Source organism: Pseudomonas sp. UBA3153 (assembly GCF_002364635.1).
GTDB lineage: Bacteria > Pseudomonadota > Gammaproteobacteria > Pseudomonadales > Pseudomonadaceae > Pseudomonas_O > Pseudomonas_O kuykendallii.
The window spans coordinates 13,485-30,273 of the sequence record NZ_DEYR01000014.1 but is presented as its reverse complement, the minus strand read 5'-3'; the positions used below and the strand labels follow the sequence as shown (position 1 = coordinate 30,273).

Sequence of the window (16,789 nt, the reverse complement as noted above, 5' to 3'; positions counted from 1 at the left end):
CCCCCAGGGAAAAAGCGGCTAGCTTAGCCGACCACGCGCATGGTGGCGCCCTTGAAGAATGCTTCGGCGTTCTCCGCCAACTGGCCGACGATGCGTTGGCGGGCTTCGCGGCTGCCCCAGGCGCTGTGCGGGGTGACGATCAGCCGGGGAATGTCCGCGTCGAGCAGCGGGTTACCGTTCTTCGGCGGTTCCACGGTGAGCACGTCGGTGGCGGCGCCGCCGAGATGGCCGCTGCGCAGCGCGGCGGCGAGGGCCGGCTCGTTGACCAGGCCGCCGCGCCCGGTGTTGACGAGGAAGGCACCCGGTTTCATCAGGGCGATCTGTTCGGCGCCGATCAGGTCGCGGGTCTGCTCGGTCAGCGGGCAATGCAGGGTCAGCGCATCGATCTGCGGCAGCAGTTCATCCAGCGGCAGGCGACCCTCGCGCAGCGGGCGCCCGGGCAACTGGCCGATCAGCACGCGCATGCCGAAGGCTTCGGCGAGGCGGGCGACGGCGCTGCCGAGTTCGCCATGGCCGAGCAGGCCGAGGGTTTTGCCCGCCAGTTCGACGATCGGGAAATCCAGCAGGCAGAACTGCTCCGACTGCTGCCAGCGCCCGGCGCGTACGGCGGCCTGGTAATCCTGCAGACGGGTCGCCAGGGCGAGCAGCAGCAACAGCGTGTGCTGCGCCACCGACGGCGTGCCGTAACCCTGGCAGTTGCACACGGTGACGCCATGCGCGCGGGCGGCGGCGAGGTCGACGTTGTTGGTTCCGGTGGCGGCCACCAGCACCAGCTTCAGGTCGGGGCAGGCGGCGAAGGTAGCGGCATCCAGCGGCACCTTGTTGCTGATCGCCACGCTGTGGCCCTGCAGGCGCTCGATCACCTGCGCGGGCGTGGTTTTCTCGTGCAGGGTCAGCCCGGCGAAAACCTGACGCAGCGGTGCGAGGTCGAGGTCGCCCAGGTCGAGGGAGGTGTGGTCGAGGAACACGGCGCTGCTGTTTTGCATCAGCTTGTACCTTGGTTTTGGCGTGTGATGGACAAAGACGCCCAGCCTACCAGAGCTGAAAACCCGAATGGCTGTTGCCGCGCACGCGGATGTACCAGTAACGGCCGGGCGGCTGGCTGAGCGATGCCAGGCGCCGCTTTTTCGTCCTCGCCGGGAGCCGGAAATCATTCTTTTGACTGATTTGTCCGGCGCATCGCCACCCTAGAGTGCACGGCATAACAACAAAATTCGCGAACAGGTGCCTCATGTTGCAGACCCGTATCATCCCTCCTGCGCAGAACGCGCACGCCTATCCCTTGCTGATCAAGAGCCTGCTGCTGTCCGGCATCCGCTACGAGAAGACTCGCGAGATCGTCTATCGCGACACACTGCGCTACAGCTATGCCACCTTCAACGAGCGCGTCGCGCGGCTGGCCAACGTGCTCAGCGCGGCGGGTGTGAAGGCAGGCGACACCGTCGCGGTGATGGACTGGGACAGTCATCGCTATCTCGAGTGCATGTTCGCCATCCCGATGATCGGGGCGGTGCTGCACACCATCAACATTCGCCTGTCCGCCGAGCAGATCCTGTACACCATGAACCACGCCGAGGACCGCTTCGTACTGGTCAACGCCGAGTTCGTGCCGCTCTACCAAAGCATCGCCGCGCAGCTGACGACAGTGCAGCGCACCCTGCTGCTCACTGATGGCGACGAGCAGGAGGCCGAGCTGCCCGGGCTGATCGGCGAGTACGAAGGGCTGCTCGCGCAGGCCGCGCCGCATTACGACTTCCCCGATTTCGACGAGAACTCGGTAGCCACGACCTTCTACACCACCGGCACCACGGGCAATCCCAAGGGGGTCTATTTCAGTCACCGGCAACTGGTGCTGCACACCCTCGCGCTGGGCACCACCGTCGGCGCGCTGGACAGTATTCGCCTGATGGGCACGGACGACGTCTATATGCCGATTACGCCGATGTTCCACGTGCATGCGTGGGGTTTGCCCTACGTGGCGACCATGCTCGGGGTGAAGCAGGTCTATCCGGGGCGCTACGACCCGGAACTGCTGGTCGAGTTGTGGAAGCGCGAGAAGGTGACCTTCTCCCACTGCGTGCCGACCATCCTGCAGATGGTGCTCAACGCCCGGGCGGCGAAGGGCGTGGATTTCGCCGGGTGGAAGATCATCATCGGCGGCAGCGCGCTAACCCGGGCGCTCTACGACAGTGCTCAGGCGCGAGGCATCCAGCTCACCGCGGCCTACGGCATGTCCGAGACCTGCCCGCTGATCTCCTGCGCCCACCTCAACGAAGAGCTGCGCGCTGGCAACGAGGATGAGCGCATCACCTACCGGATCAAGGCCGGTGTCCCGGTGCCCCTGGTCGAGGCCGCATTGGTCGATGGCGACGGGCTTTTCCTTCCTGCCGATGGCGAATCCCAGGGCGAACTGGTGCTGCGCGCACCCTGGCTGACGCAGGGCTACTTCAACGAAGCCGAGAAGAGCGAAGCGTTGTGGGAAGGCGGCTGGATGCACACCGGCGACGTGGCGACCGTGGACGGCATGGGCGTGATCGACATCCGCGACCGCATAAAGGACGTGATCAAGACCGGTGGCGAATGGATTTCTTCCCTGACCCTCGAGGATCTGATCAGCCGTGATCCGGCGGTACGCGAAGTGGCAGTGGTCGGCGTGCCCGATCCGCAGTGGGGCGAGCGCCCGTTCGCGCTGATCGTCGTTCGCGAAGGGTGCGCGTTCGACGCACGGACGCTGAAGGACCACCTCAAACCTTTCGTAGAGCAGGGACACATCAACAAGTGGGCGATTCCCTCACAGATCGGCCTTGTTACCGATATTCCCAAGACCAGTGTGGGAAAGCTGGACAAGAAGCGTATCCGCTTGGACATCGCTACCTGGCAGGCGGCCGGAAGCGAGTTTTTATCGACCTTGTAGGCTGCATGTAGCCGCGGGTAGCAACGTGACCGATCAGTCAAACAAGCGTTTGGCTTGGTAATTGCTCTTCGACATCACCCCGGCTCGAGGAACCCTTTGAAAACGGGCGGGACGGGGACGTGGAGGGACCTGCAAATCACACTTTCGAGGGATCAAGCAGTACTACCCGCTGGCTATAGTCACTCCGCACCATCCATAACAAAAACACAATGGAGTAGCGTCGATGCAAAAGATCAAACAGACCTGGCGTCTGGCCAAGCTGCCTCTGGCCGTGAGCCTCGCTTCCACAATCGCCGCTCCTGCATTCGGCGTTTCGTTCAACATCGGTGAAATCGAAGGCCAGTTCGATTCGTCCCTCTCGGTGGGCGCCAGCTGGTCCACGGCCAAACCCGACGCCGACCTGATCGGTGTCAACAATGGGGGTCGCGGCCTGTCGCAAACCTCCGACGACAGCCACCTGAACTTCAAGCGCGGCGAGACCTTCTCGAAGATCTTCAAGGGTATCCACGACCTCGAACTCAAGTACGGCGATACCGGCGTGTTCGTGCGCGGCAAGTACTGGTACGACTTCGAGTTGAAGGACGAGAACCGCGAATTCAAGAACATCAGCGACTCCAACCGTAAGGAAGGCGCGAAGTCCTCCGGCGGTCAGATCCTCGACGCCTTCATCTACCACAACTACAACATCGCCGAACTGCCGGGCTCCGTTCGCCTCGGCAAGCAGGTGGTCAGTTGGGGTGAGAGCACCTTCATCCAGAATGGCATCAACTCGATCAACCCCATCGACGTTTCCGCGTTCCGTCGGCCGGGTGCGGAGGTCAAGGAAGGCCTTATTCCGGTCAACATGTTCTACGTCTCGCAGAGCCTGACCGATAACCTGTCGATGGAAGCGTTCTACCAACTGGAGTGGGATCAGACCGTCGTCGACAACTGCGGCACTTTCTTCTCCCAGCCCGATGTGGTCGCCGATGGGTGCGATACCAATCTTGCCTTGCTTCGCAATCAGGAAGATCTGGCTGCAAGCCTGGGCGCGCTGTCACCTGCTGTACTGGCTGTTCTGGGCAACAATGGCGTGGACTTCGGTTCTTCGCAGGAGGGTGTTCTCGTTCGTCGCGGCCCGGATGATGACGCCCGTGACAGCGGTCAGTGGGGTACGGCATTCCGCTACTTTTCTGTACCGCTCGATACCGAATTCGGCGCCTATTTCATGAACTATCATAGCCGCGCGCCGATTTTCAGCGGCAATGCGGCTGGGCTAAGTACTTTGGCGCTGCTCAGTCCGGGCAACCCCGGCGGTCTGGGCGCGCAATTGGGCGGAGCTGGTGTCCCGGTAGGCGCCATTCCTGGGGTGGCTACGTCCATCGCTCCGCTGATCGTCGCGGGTAATTCCAGCTACTTCATGGAGTATCCGGAGGATATTCGCCTCTATGGTCTGAGCTTCTCCACCACGCTGCCTACTGGCACCGCGTGGAGCGGCGAAATCAGCTATCGCCCCAATGCCCCCGTGCAGATCAATACAACGGACATTCTCTACGGCGGCCTGACCATCGTCGACCCTACCGTTTCCCTGGTCCAGGCGACGCCAGGCGGTACGACGCACGGCTACAACCGCAAGGAAATAACCCAGTTGCAGACGACCTTCACTCACTTCTTCGATCAAGTGATGGGTGCAGAGCGGCTGACGTTGGTAGGTGAGATTGGCCTTACGCACGTAGGCGGTCTGGAAAGCACGTCTGACGTCCGCTACGGACGTGATCCTATCTACGGTCCGGGCGAGCTGCCCAATGGCCGATGCGAATCTCTGAACGCCGGTACGCTGGCAGGTGGCTCGCAGAAAAACGCGAGTAAATACTGCAACGACGACGGTTTTACTACTTCCAACTCCTGGGGCTACCGCGCTCGCGCCGTCTGGGACTACAACGATGTCTTCGCGGGTGTGAACCTGCGCCCCAATGTGGCCTGGTCGCATGACGTCAAGGGCTATTCCCCGGGCCCTGGCGGCAACTTCGAGGAAGGCCGCAAGGCTGTCAGCCTTGGGGTCGATGCCGAATACCAGAACACCTACACCGCCAGCCTGGCTTACACCAACTTCTTCGGTGGCGACTACAACACCCAGACCGACCGCGACTTCGTTTCGCTCAGCGTTGGCATGAACTTCTAAGCGACAGAATAAGAAGAGGATGTACATAACAATGAAAACGACTAGAAATCTCCTGCAAACCGGCGTTCTGGCGTTGTCGCTGCTGGCTACCAGCGTGATGGCGGCGGTCTCCGCCGACCAGGCGGCGAAGCTGGATACCACCCTGACACCAGTGGGCGCCGAGCGCGCCGGCAACGCCGACGGATCGATCCCGGCCTGGACCGGTGGCCTGCCGACCAACGCCGGTACCGTGGACGCCAAAGGCTTCCTCGCCGATCCGTACGCCAACGAGAAGCCGCTGTTCACCATCACCGCGCAGAACGTCGAGCAGTACAAGGCCAAGCTCAGCCCCGGCCAGTTGGCGATGTTCAAGCGCTACCCCGATACCTTCAAGATGCCGGTCTACCCGACCCACCGCAGCGCGACCCTGCCCGAGAAGGTGCTGGCCGCGACCAAGGCGAATGCCACCAAGACCAACCTGGTGCAGGGCGGCAACGGCCTGGAGAACTTCCAGACCGCCAACCCCTTCCCGATTCCGCAGAACGGTCTGGAAGTCATCTGGAACCACATCACCCGCTATCGCGGCGGCAGCGTGCGCCGTCTGGTGACCCAGGCCACGCCGCAGCCGAACGGCTCCTACTCGCTGGTCTACTTCCAGGACGAGTTCGTCTTCCGCGACCAGCTCAAGGATTACGATCCGAGCAAGCCGAGCAACGTGCTGTTCTATTTCAAGCAGCGGGTGACCGCGCCGTCGCGCCTGGCCGGCAACGTGCTGCTGGTGCACGAAACTCTCGACCAGGTGAAGGAGCCGCGTCTGGCCTGGCTGTACAACGCCGGCCAGCGCCGCGTGCGTCGCGCGCCGCAGGTGTCCTACGACGGTCCGGGCACCGCCGCTGATGGCCTGCGTACCTCCGATAACCTCGACATGTTCAACGGTGCGCCGGACCGCTATGACTGGAAACTGGTCGGCAAGCAGGAGCTGTACATTCCGTACAACAGCTACAAGCTGGACTCGCCCGAGTTGAAATACGCCGACATCATCAAGGCTGGCCACATCAACCAGGACCTGACCCGCTACGAGCTGCACCGCGTATGGCACGTGACCGCGACCCTGAAATCAGGCGAGCGCCACATCTATGCCAAGCGTGACTTCTTCATCGACGAAGATACCTGGCAAGCCGCGGTGATCGACCACTACGACGGTCGCGACAGCCTGTGGCGTGTCGCCGAGGCGCACTCGCAGTACTACTACAACGTGCAGGTGCCCTGGTACACCCTGGAAACCCTGTACGACCTGCAGTCCGGCCGCTACCTGGCGCTGGGCATGAAGAACGAAGAGAAGCAGTCCTACGACTTCAGCTACTCGGCGTCGGAAAGCGACTTCACCCCGGCGGCCCTGCGCCAGGCGGGCGTTCGCTAGGCGCGGGCGTGAACGATGAAGCCGGCCCCTGGGCCGGCTTTTTCTTTTGCGTGATTTATCCGGCCGCTTCAAATGCCCGGTCCAAGGGGCTAGTCTGCATGCACAATTATTCGAGATAGCGCTTCGCCCGCGATGACTGTCCTTCAAACGCCCATTCTGCCCGGCACCGACTCCTGCGCTCCGACCGACGGCCGTTTCTTTCGTCCGCCGTTGCCGGCCGGCTACGTGCCGCGCCCGCGGCTTTGCCAGCGCCTGGCCGAAGGTCTGGGGGGCCGCCTGCTGCTGGTCAGCGCGCCGGCCGGGTTCGGCAAGAGTTCGCTGGCGATCGAGTTCTGCCAGGAGTTGCCGCGCGAATGGCGCAGCCTGTGGCTGGCGCTGAGTCGCCGCGACAGTGATCCAGGCCGTTTCCTCGAACGGATGATCGAAGGGCTGCGACAGTTCTTTCCCGCGCTCGGCGACGAGGCCCTGACCCTGCTGAAGACGCGCCAGCGGCACCAGCCGTTCGCCTTCGAGCAATGCCTCGACGGTCTGCTCGACGAACTGGCCGAGCGTCTCGATCCGGCGCGACCGGTGTTGCTGGCGCTGGACGACTATCACCTGGCGAAGGGTGCGGTGCTCGATCGCTGCCTGCAGTTCCTGCTCAATCATCAGCCCGCGGGGCTGCTGCTGCTGGTCACCAGCCGCCAGCGTCCCGACTGGCACCTGGCGCGCCTGCGCCTGTCGCGCCAGTTGCTCGAGCTGAACGAACAGGACCTGCGCCTGACCGCCGAGGAAACCGCCGCGCTGCTGGGCAGCCAGGGCGCGCGTATCGACGGTGTCGTGCTGGAAAACCTGTTGCAGCGCAGCGAGGGCTGGGTCGCCGGGCTGCGTCTGTGGCTGCTCGCCAGCCAGGACGCCAGCGGGCCAAGGGACCTCGGCCAGGGGCCGCACGGTGCCGACAGCCTGATCCGCGATTACTTGCTGGAAGAGGTGATCGAGCGCCAGCCGGCGGAGGTGCAGGCGTTCCTCTACGAGACGGCCTGCCTGGACCGCTTCTGCGCCGAGCTGTGCGATGCGGTGCGCGAAAGCCATGATAGCGCAGCGATCCTCCAGCACCTGCAGGCGCACCAGGTGTTCCTCGTGCCGCTGGACGAAAACGGCCACTGGTTCCGCTACCACCACCTGTTCTCCGACCTGCTGCGGGTGCAGCAGGCGACCACTCATGTGCCGCAGACCGGCTTGCACCTGCGCGCCTGCCGCTGGTTCAACGCCCAGGGCATGCTCGACGAAGCGGTGGAGCAGGCGCTACGCGCCGGCCAGCCGGACGTTGCGGCGAACCTGGTGCAGAACCTTTCCGAGGAGCGGCTGCTCGCCGAGCAGAACGTCGCCATGCTGCTGCGCTGGAAGATGGACCTGCCGGACAGCCTGCTGGTGAGTACCTCGCGGCTGATCCTGCTGTATGGCTGGGCGCTGGCGCTGGCCTGCCAGCTGGACGCGGCGGAAGAGCTGGCCGACAACCTGTCGCGCTTCCTGCCCGCGCCGGATGCGCCCAGCCAGCGTGGGCTGCTGGCTCAATGGCAGGCGCTCAAAGGCGTGATCGCGCGCGGCCGGGGCGACATCGCGCTGGCCGAGCGCTATTGCAGCGAGGCGGTCGGCGGGCTACCGCAGCAACGGTACGGGCAGCGCCTGATGTGCCTGTCGACGCTGGCCAACATCGCCGTGGTCAAGGGCGACCTGTGGCGCGCGCGCGGGCTCAATCGCGAGGCGCTGGAAATCGCCCAGCGTGTGGGCAACCCGCTGTTCGAGGCACTGGCGCATTACGACCGTGCGCGCATCCTGCAGGCGCGGGGGGAAGTGGTGCGCGCGCTGGATGAAGTGCGCCAGGGCCTGCAACGTCTGCACGGGCTGCCCGCGCAACGGCTGTACGCGGTGCGCGCGCGGCTGACGATCTACGAGGGTCACCTGCTCTCGCTGGGCCTGCAGCCGCAACAGGCGCGCACGCGGCTGGTGGGCGGCATCGGCGAGGCGCGCGCCTGCCGCGACGTCAGCGTGCTGATCGGCTATTGCGTACTGGCCACCCTGGAGGGGCGCAACGGCAACCTGCCGGAGGCCTTCGTCCAGTTGGCCGAGGCCGAGCGGCTGATGCACATCTGGGACATTCCGCCGGTGTACTACCTGGCGATGATCACCCTGGTGAAGTGCGAGCTCTGGCTGGCCCAGGGGCAACTGGAGCTGGCGCAATCCTGGCTCGAGCGCCTGGCGGAAACCTACGGCGGCGAGCAGCCGGCGGCGGCCCCCGAGTGTCATCCGCAGTTGCCGCTGTTCATCGAGCTGCAATGCGCGGCGCTGGAGCGTCACCAGGGCCAGATGCAGGCCGCCGAACGCCGCCTGCGCGCGCTGTGCACCCGGGCGCAGACCGAGGGCGGGCAACTGGTGGCGGTGATCGCCCAGGTGCAGCTGACCCTGCTGATGCTCGCCGGCGGCCGTGAGGGCGAAGCACGCCAGCAGTTCGGCGAAAGCCTGGCCGGCGCGGCGGGCGGCGCCTTACTGCCCTTCAACGAGCTGTTCGTGCAGCGGCCGGAATGGCTTCGCGAACGGCTCCGCGAGCGGCCGGGCTGCCCGATTCGCGGGGCGATTTCAGCGGCCATTCCGGCGCCCAGCGAAGCCGTGGCCGGCGTGGCGACGGCGCTCGCCGACGCGCTCAGCTCGCGCGAGCTGGCGGTGCTCCAGCTGATCGCCCAGGGCTGCTCCAATCAGGAGATCAGCGACCAGCTGTTCATCTCGCTGCACACCGTGAAGACCCACGCCCGCCACATCAACGCCAAGCTCGGCGTCGAGCGGCGTACCCAGGCCGTGGCCCAGGCGAAGACGCTCGGCCTGCTGAGCTGATCCGCGCGCGTCGGTTTTCGTAACGCCCCTTCATGCTTGCCCGGCGGCGACCTGCCGAACCAAAGTTGGGCACGTTCGCGCGGTGCCGCGTGCTGTGATGGAGCCTGCCAAGAGGGAACTGCCATGCCTGCGTCCGCCTACTCACTACTGCCTCCGGTAGCCTCCGGTTTGTCCCGCCTGGGTTTCGGCGCCTTGTCGCTGGAGCGTCTTAAAGCCCGTTATGCCAGCGCGGAAAGCGGCTCGAGGTTCGTCGCGCTGGACGGCTTCGAGGTGCATTACCGCGACGAAGGCAGCCGCGACAAGCCGGTCCTGGTGCTGATCCATGGCGTGGTGTCCTCGTTGCATACCTGGGACGGCTGGGTCGCCGAGCTCGCTCCGCACTACCGCCTGGTCCGCTTCGACCTGCCCGGCTTCGGCCTCACCGGGGCGCCCCGCGACGGTGGCTATTCCGCGGAGCGACTGGTGCGCGTGCTCGGCCTGCTGCTGGACCACCTGGGCATCCGCCGCGCGCATATCGCCGGCAATTCGCTCGGCGGTCACGTCGCCTGGAACTTCGCCCTGCAGGCGCCGCAACGGGTGGACAAGCTGCTGCTGATCGACAGCGCCGGCTACCCGATGAGGAAGGTCCCGTGGATGATTGCCTCCGCCGCGCTGCCCGGCGCCCACCTGACGATTCCGCTGTGGATGCCGCGCGCGCTGATCGCACAGGGCATCAAGGAAGTCTACGGCGACCCCGAGCGCATCGCGCCCGGTGTGGTCGATCGTTATTACGACCTGACCCGGCGCCCCGGCAACCGGCGTGCGATGGTGGAGATCTTCCGCCTGCTGCTGCGGGTCAACCGCGATGAGCTGCACGACACGCCGGCGCGGGTGGCGAGGATCGAGGCGCCAACGCTGCTGATGTGGGGCGAAAGCGATCGCTGGATTTCGCCGCGCCACGTCGACCTCTGGCGCCGCGACCTGCCGGGGTTGCAGGTGATCACCTACGAAGGCGTCGGGCACATTCCCATGGAGGAAGTGCCCGAGCGCAGTGCGATGGACGCACTGCGCTTCCTGCGCGGATGAGGGCCGGGAGATCAGGCGGCGTGAGGTTGCGGATCGAATTCTTCCTGGACCCGCTGCAGCAGTTCGAGGTTGTCGTGCTGCCAGGGGTGGAAGCCGCTATCGAAGAAGTCCCGGTAGGTGCGCAGCAGCGGCCTGAACACGCCGTTCCTGCCCCACATCCACCGCAGGCCGTCGCGCCATACCTGCCAGTTCCACAGCAGGCCGTCGCGCCTGAGCATGTGCACCAGGCCGCGGGTGGTGTCGAGCAGGAAGAACAGCGTGGCCAGCCGCATCGCCCGGCGCAGCAGCCGGCGGCTGCCGCAGACCTGCTGGTAGACGTCGAACGCCACTGCCTTGTGCTCGGTTTCCTCCAGCGCGTGCCAGCGCCACAGCCGTGCCATGTTCGCCTCGGCGCCGCGCAGGCACTCGGGTTCGCGCAGCACCTGGTCCGCCATGATCGCGGTGATGTGCTCCAGGGCCGCGGTGGCTGCCAGTTGGCGCTGCGGCGAAAGGCGTTTCTGCGCGTAGCGAATGCGCCCGCGGGCACGCCGTTCGATCGGCTCGATGGCGTAGCCCAGGTCGCGCAGGCGCTGGCTGTACTGCAGGTGTTCGCGGCTGTGATGACCTTCCTGGCCGATGAAGCCGCGAATCTGTTCCTTCAGTGTCGGATCGGTGATCTGGTCGCGAAACTGCCTCACCGAGTCGATGAAGAAACGTTCGCCATCGGGAAACAGCACGGACATGGCGTCGAACAGGTGACTCTTGAACGCGTCGCCACTGTGCCAGTGGCGCGGCAACGGGTCGGGCAGGTCGAAGTCGAGGTGCCGCGGGCGAATCTGCAGTCCTTCCGGCGTGCTGCTGGCCATGATCGGTACTCCTGGAACGGGATGGGCCTTCACTATCGCCAGGCGCGCGCGTGGCGCACAGGTCGCTACCTGCCAATCGAGCGGTCATATCCGGCCAGGGCGCGCCCATGACGCTGCGCCGCGCCCTCGACGCGGGCAGCGACCAGTTGCCCCTGGCCTACGCCGAAGCGCTGCTGGATCTCGCGGCCGAACGGGGTGTGGCGCGCGAGCGCCTGCTGACGGCCGCCGGGCTGCGTGCCGAAGCGCTCGCCAGCGTCAGCGGGAGGCTGGGCTTCGCCGATTTCTACCGCCTGGCCAGCACCGCGTTGCAGCTCTGCGACGAGCCGGCGCTGGGGCTGCTGTTCGGGCAGCGGCTGAACCTGTCCAGCCACGGCATCCTCGGCTATGCGGTGCTGGCCAGCGCCGACCTGGGCACGGCGATCCAGTTCGCCCTGCGCTATTACCGGGTGCTGGGTCTGGCCTTCGACCTGGAGGTGCGCGAGGAGGGCGACTACCTGGTGCTGAGTGCCATCGAGGGCGTGCCGCTGGCGGGTCTGGCGCGATTCGCCGCGGAAAGTCTGCTGAGCAGTCTGTACCGCATCGCCTGTTTCCTGCTGGGAGAGCCGCCGCAGGGTGTCCAGGTCGGGTTCGCCCACGCCGCGCCGGACTACGCCGCACGCTATGCCCCGGCGTTCGGCGGCGCCGACGTGGCGTTCGCCCAGGCCGAGCATTGCCTGAGGCTGCCGCTGCACTACCTACAACGGCCGATGGCGCTGGCCAACCCGGCGGCGCTGCGCATGTGCCAGGAGCAATGCGAGGCGCTGCTGGCGACGCTGGATCTGGGCGAGGGGCTGCTGACCCGCCTGCGGCGCCTGCTGCTGGCGCGCCCCGGCGAATTTCCCGATCTGGAAAGCGCCGCGAAGGCCCTGCACATCAGCGGACGCAGCCTGCGCCGTCATCTCGCGGCCAGCGGAACGCGCTACCAGGCGGTGCTCGACGACGTGCGCAGGCGTCTCGCGCTGCAATACCTGACCACCACGCAATTGCCGTTGCAGGAGATCGCCGGCCTACTGGGGTTCAGCGACCCGTCCAACTTTCGCCGCGCCTTCCGCAACTGGACCGGACGCACGCCGGGCAGCTACCGCTCGCCGCGCTGAGTCAGCCTTCGATGCGCGTCAGCGCGCGCTCGATCTCCTCGGCCTCGGTCGGGCGCACCAGCCGTGCGACTTCCTCGCCGTCCTGCAGGAACACCAGCGTCGGCCACAGCTTGACCTTGAACGAGCGACCCAGGCGCCGGCCCTGGCCATCCTCGATCTTCAGGTGGCGCACGCCGGGGTGCGCGGTGAAGGCGTCGGCGAGCAGAGGCTGGGCAGCGCGGCAGTGACCGCACCAGCCGGTGCCGAATTCGATCAGCGTCGCTCCGTGAAGGGCGTCGACCTCCCGGCGCGTGGGCTCGACATTTGTATACTCGGTAGTCATGGGCATCGTGTTGCATCCTCCTCGGGATGTCCCCTGGGGGAATTTCCACTGGGGCCGGCTCTCTAACCGGCCTGGTTCTGTAAAGAAGGAGCAATCATGTTCGAAGTTCCCCGCCTGTTAATCGGTGCGACAGTTCTGGCCCTGATGGCCGGCTGCGCCTCGCCCAACCCCTACGACAACCAGGGTTCCGCGGGCGGCAGCAACCACACCGCCAAGTACGGCGGCCTCGGCGCGCTGGCCGGTGCGGTGGCGGGCGCCGCCATCGACCATAACCACCGCGGCAAGGGCGCGCTGATCGGTGCCGCAGTGGCCGGCGCGGCAGGCGCCGGCTACGGCTACTACGCTGATCGCCAGGAAGCCGAGCTGCGCCGCAGCATGGAAGGCACCGGGGTGGAAGTGCAGCGCCAGGGCGACGACATCAAGCTGATCATGCCGGGGGCGATCACCTTCGCCACCGATTCGGCCGAGATCGTCAGCGCCTTCTACGCGCCGTTGAACAACCTGGCGACCTCGTTCAAGCAGTACGAGCAGAACACCATCGAGATCGTCGGCCATACCGACAGCACCGGCTCGCATGCCTACAACATGAGCCTCTCGCAGCGCCGGGCGCAGAGCGTCGCCGACTACCTGACCGCCCAGGGCGTCTCTGCGGCCCGCCTGACCACGCGTGGCGTCGGGCCGGACCAGCCCGTGGCGAGCAATGCGACGGACAGCGGCCGCGCGCAGAACCGCCGTGTCGAAGTCAACCTGCGTCCCATAACCACGCAACCGTAATGGCCAATAGCCGCCCGTCGACCGCCCCGCGGGAACGGTCGACGAGAGCGTTGTGTCAGACAATAGCGGCTATCCTCAGAAGTGCGGTCAGCGCGACCGCCGATAACTAAAGTGCAGTTCGATAACAGGTGTGCCTTATGTGCCAACGATCCTGGTTCTCCGTTCACGCCCTTTGCCCAAATCGACTGCCGACTGGTAAATCCTTGTCTTCAAAGGAGTGAAGAATGGCTTCGGCACACGCTAAGGTTCCTTTCGCAGCAGCCCAGACGCTGCTGGTGGTCGATGATCGCGAAGCCAACCTGATAGCCATGAAGGCACTGCTGCAGAACGGCGACTGGAATGTGCGTACTGCCATTTCCGGCGTCGAGGCGCTGCAATGCCTGCTGGAGGATGACGTCGGCCTGGTGCTGCTGGACGTTCAGATGCCGGAAATGGACGGCTTCGAGGTCGCCCGGCTGATGCGCGGCAACTCGCGCACGCGCTTCACCCCGATCATCTTCATCTCCGCGGTGGACCACACCTCCGAGTCGGTGATGCGCGGCTACGCCACCGGCGCCGTGGACTTCATCCACAAGCCTTTCAACCCCCAGGTGCTGCGCCACAAGGTCAGTTCGCTGCTGGACCACGAACGCAGCCGCCGCGACCTGCAACTGCTCACGCAACAGCTGGAAAGCGAGCGCGCCTTCAACGCTTCGGTGCTGGAGAACGCCGCCGAAGGCATCCTGGTGGTGAACGACGAAGGCATGATCGACTTCGCCAATTCCGCCATCGCGCAGATGCTGCATTGCCAGGTGAGCCAGCTGCAGGGCACGCGCCTGCTCGATCATATCGAGACCACCGCGCTGCAGGACGGCAACTGGAAGGAGTCGCAGATCTACGAGCACTGGCGTCGCGGCATGGTCTACCGGCTCCACGATGCCTTCCTGCGGATCGTCAACGACGGGCTGTTGCCGGTCGCCTTGTCCTGCTCGCCGCTGTCGCGCCAGCAGCGCTCGATGGTAGTGATCGTTCTCGACATGTCGGTGGTGCACAGCCTGCACGCGCAGCTCGAGTCCCAGGCGGTGACCGATGCGCTGACCGCGTTGCCCAACCGGCGTGGCTTCGACCAGGCGCTGGAAGCGGCCCTGGCTCGCAACGACCGCAACGGCAAGTACTTGGCGGTGCTCTACCTCGACCTCGACGGTTTCAAGCGCATCAACGACTCCCTCGGCCATGCGGCGGGCGATGAAGTGCTCAAGCGCGTCGCCGACCAGTTGCAGAAGTGCCTGCGCCCCTACGACATCCTCGCGCGCATGGGCGGCGACGAATTCACGGCCTTGCTCGATTCCCTCGATCACCCCGAGGACGCCGCGCGGGTCGCCGAGAAGCTGATCGAGGCCATCTCGATCCGCTACAAGGTCGACGGCATGGAGGTCACCCTGGGCGCCAGCATCGGCATCGCCTGCTTCCCGGACAGTGGGCGCAGCGTGGACGCCATATTGCGTGCAGCGGACATGGCGATGTACGAGGCCAAGCGCGCGGGGCGCCAGCAGTACCGCTTTTTCTCACCGGAAATGAACGGCCGCGCGCGTTCGCGGCTGATGCTCGAGGAAAGCCTGCGGGTGGCCATCGAGCAGAACGAGTTCGCCCTGGTCTACCAGCCGCAGATCTACCTCGATACGGGTCGCCTGCGCGGCTTCGAGGCGTTGCTGCGCTGGCAGCACCGGGTCGCCGGCAGCGTGTCTCCCGGCGTGTTCATCCCGCTGCTTGAGGAAACCCGGCTGATCAATCGCCTGGGTGGCTGGATCTTCCGCCAGGGTGTATCGCAATGCCGGACCTGGCCGAGCTTCAGCCAGGGACTGGTGGTCAGCCTCAACGTCAGCCCGGTGCAGTTCGGCATGCCGCAGCTGGTGGACGACCTTCGCCGAGTGATCGACCAGGAGGGGCTGAATCCGGCGCAGGTCGAGGTGGAGGTGACCGAAGGCGCGTTGATGGCCGATCTGGAGAACACCCGCGAACAGTTGCGCCAGCTGCGCCTGCTGGGCGTAAAGATCGCCATCGACGACTTCGGCACCGGCTACTCGTCGCTCGCCTACCTGCGCCATTTCGAACTGGATACGCTGAAGATCGACCGGCTCTTCATCTCCAACATGCTCGACTCGCCGAAGGACGCCGCGGTGGTCAGCACGATCATCAACCTGGGGCGCGAACTCGGCCTCGAGGTGATCGCCGAGGGCGTCGAGACCATCGCGCAACGCGACTGGCTGATCGACCACCAGTGTCACATCATGCAAGGCTTCCTGGTGTCGCCCGGCCTGCCGGTGGACACCGCCCGGGAGTTTCCACTGCAGATCGACTGGCGCGACCTGCCGCACAGCATCAGCAACTAGGTCGGATCAGCGTGTTGCCGGGGCGAACTGCTGGTGCAGGCGCCCCAGCTCTTCGTCCTTCTCTTCCCATAGCGCGTTGACCCACTGCTGGAACTCCAGGCGGTAGGCTGCGTCCTGGTCGTAGCTCCTGCCGATGAAGGCCGCGGGAATCTTCAGCTCCTGCAGGCGCACCACCACTTCGCCGATCTGCCCGCTGAGCAGCGTCCAGAAATCCGGAATGCCCTCGGGGTAGTGGATGGTCACGTTGACGATCGATTCCAGTTGCTCGCCCATGGCATCCAGTACGAAGGCGATGCCACCGGCCTTGGGCTTGAGCAGGTAGCGGAACGGCGATCCCTGCTCGTCGTGCTTGGCGCGGGTAAAGCGCGTGCCTTCGAGGAAGTTGAACACGCCGACCGGCGTATGGCGGAATTTCGCGCAAGTGCGCCGCGTGGTCTGCAGGTCCTTGCCCTTCTTCTCCGGATGCTTGGCCAGGTAGGCCTTGCTGTAGCGCTTCATGAACGGGAAATCCAGCGCCCACCAGCAGGCTCCGATCACCGGAACCCAGATCAGCTCCTGCTTGAGGAAGAACTTCATCGGGCGGATGCGCCGGTTCAGCAGGTGCTGCAGCACCAGGATGTCGACCCAGCTCTGGTGGTTGCTGGTGACCAGGTAGGAGTGCTGGTAATCCAGCCCGTCGAGGCCCTCCACGTTCCAGCGTGTGCGCCGCACCAGCGCCATCCAGCCCTTGTTGCAGCTGATCCACCCTTCGTGGATGAAGTTGACCGCCGGGGTCATCGCGCGGCGCAGCGCCTCGGAGGGCAACAGCAGCTTGATCAGCGTGAGGGTGAACAGCGGAACGCAGCAGATCAGCGTATTCAGGGCCAGCAGCAGCGCGGCGAGGATGCCGCGCACGAAGGAAGGAAGAAAATTGAGCATGGAACCGACACGTCTCGG

At 65.4% G+C, this 16,789-nt stretch carries 12 protein-coding genes; 8 read left to right on the top strand and 4 right to left on the bottom strand.

Annotated features, from left to right (window positions below; translation table 11 throughout):
* Positions 1-23: 23 nt before the first annotated feature.
* Positions 24-986, bottom strand: a complete 963-nt coding sequence (locus B2X67_RS03425) for a 2-hydroxyacid dehydrogenase (RefSeq protein WP_286784616.1) — start codon at positions 984-986, stop codon at positions 24-26.
* Positions 987-1,231: 245 nt separating this feature from the next.
* Here B2X67_RS03425 and B2X67_RS03420 point away from each other — a divergent pair, with 245 nt between their 5' ends.
* The 5 genes from B2X67_RS03420 (at position 1,232) to B2X67_RS03400 (ending at position 10,407) form a co-directional block, all read left to right on the top strand.
* Entirely contained in the window at positions 1,232-2,914 is a 1,683-nt protein-coding gene (locus B2X67_RS03420) for a fatty acid--CoA ligase (protein WP_286784615.1), read from the top strand.
* Positions 2,915-3,137: 223 nt separating this feature from the next.
* Positions 3,138-5,075 (top strand): DUF1302 domain-containing protein, encoded by a 1,938-nt coding sequence (locus tag B2X67_RS03415; RefSeq protein WP_273231914.1) that lies wholly within the window; start codon positions 3,138-3,140, stop codon positions 5,073-5,075.
* Between the two features lie 31 nt (positions 5,076-5,106).
* Entirely contained in the window at positions 5,107-6,474 is a 1,368-nt protein-coding gene (locus tag B2X67_RS03410; protein ID WP_286784614.1) for a DUF1329 domain-containing protein, read from the top strand.
* A 132-nt stretch (positions 6,475-6,606) separates the two neighbouring features.
* A complete protein-coding gene (locus B2X67_RS03405) occupies positions 6,607-9,342 on the top strand; it encodes a LuxR C-terminal-related transcriptional regulator (protein ID WP_286784613.1) in 2,736 nt (911 codons plus the stop codon).
* A gap of 123 nt (positions 9,343-9,465) precedes the next feature.
* Positions 9,466-10,407, top strand: coding sequence for an alpha/beta fold hydrolase (locus tag B2X67_RS03400; RefSeq protein WP_286784612.1), 942 nt, complete (start codon positions 9,466-9,468; stop codon positions 10,405-10,407).
* Between the two features lie 11 nt (positions 10,408-10,418).
* On the opposite strand, the gene B2X67_RS03395 is transcribed toward B2X67_RS03400, so the two are convergent.
* Positions 10,419-11,252, bottom strand: a complete 834-nt coding sequence (locus tag B2X67_RS03395) for a metal-dependent hydrolase (protein WP_286784611.1) — start codon at positions 11,250-11,252, stop codon at positions 10,419-10,421.
* A 113-nt stretch (positions 11,253-11,365) separates the two neighbouring features.
* Between B2X67_RS03395 and B2X67_RS03390 the strand changes: the two genes are divergently transcribed.
* Complete coding sequence (locus B2X67_RS03390; RefSeq protein ID WP_286784629.1) at positions 11,366-12,388, top strand: AraC family transcriptional regulator; 1,023 nt, start codon at positions 11,366-11,368, stop codon at positions 12,386-12,388.
* Between the two features lies 1 nt (position 12,389).
* Here the strand turns inward: B2X67_RS03390 and B2X67_RS03385 are convergent, their stop codons facing one another.
* Entirely contained in the window at positions 12,390-12,716 is a 327-nt protein-coding gene (locus B2X67_RS03385; RefSeq protein WP_090226858.1) for a thioredoxin family protein, read from the bottom strand.
* Positions 12,717-12,806: 90 nt separating this feature from the next.
* Between B2X67_RS03385 and B2X67_RS03380 the strand changes: the two genes are divergently transcribed.
* The gene (locus B2X67_RS03380; protein ID WP_286784610.1) at positions 12,807-13,484 is read left to right on the top strand and encodes an OmpA family protein; all 678 of its coding nucleotides are present in this window, start codon (positions 12,807-12,809) and stop codon (positions 13,482-13,484) included.
* A 224-nt stretch (positions 13,485-13,708) separates the two neighbouring features.
* Complete coding sequence (locus B2X67_RS03375; protein ID WP_286784609.1) at positions 13,709-15,853, top strand: putative bifunctional diguanylate cyclase/phosphodiesterase; 2,145 nt, start codon at positions 13,709-13,711, stop codon at positions 15,851-15,853.
* 6 nt (positions 15,854-15,859) lie between these two features.
* Here the strand turns inward: B2X67_RS03375 and B2X67_RS03370 are convergent, their stop codons facing one another.
* A complete protein-coding gene (locus tag B2X67_RS03370) occupies positions 15,860-16,771 on the bottom strand; it encodes an acyltransferase (protein ID WP_286784608.1) in 912 nt (303 codons plus the stop codon).
* Positions 16,772-16,789 lie beyond the last annotated feature (18 nt).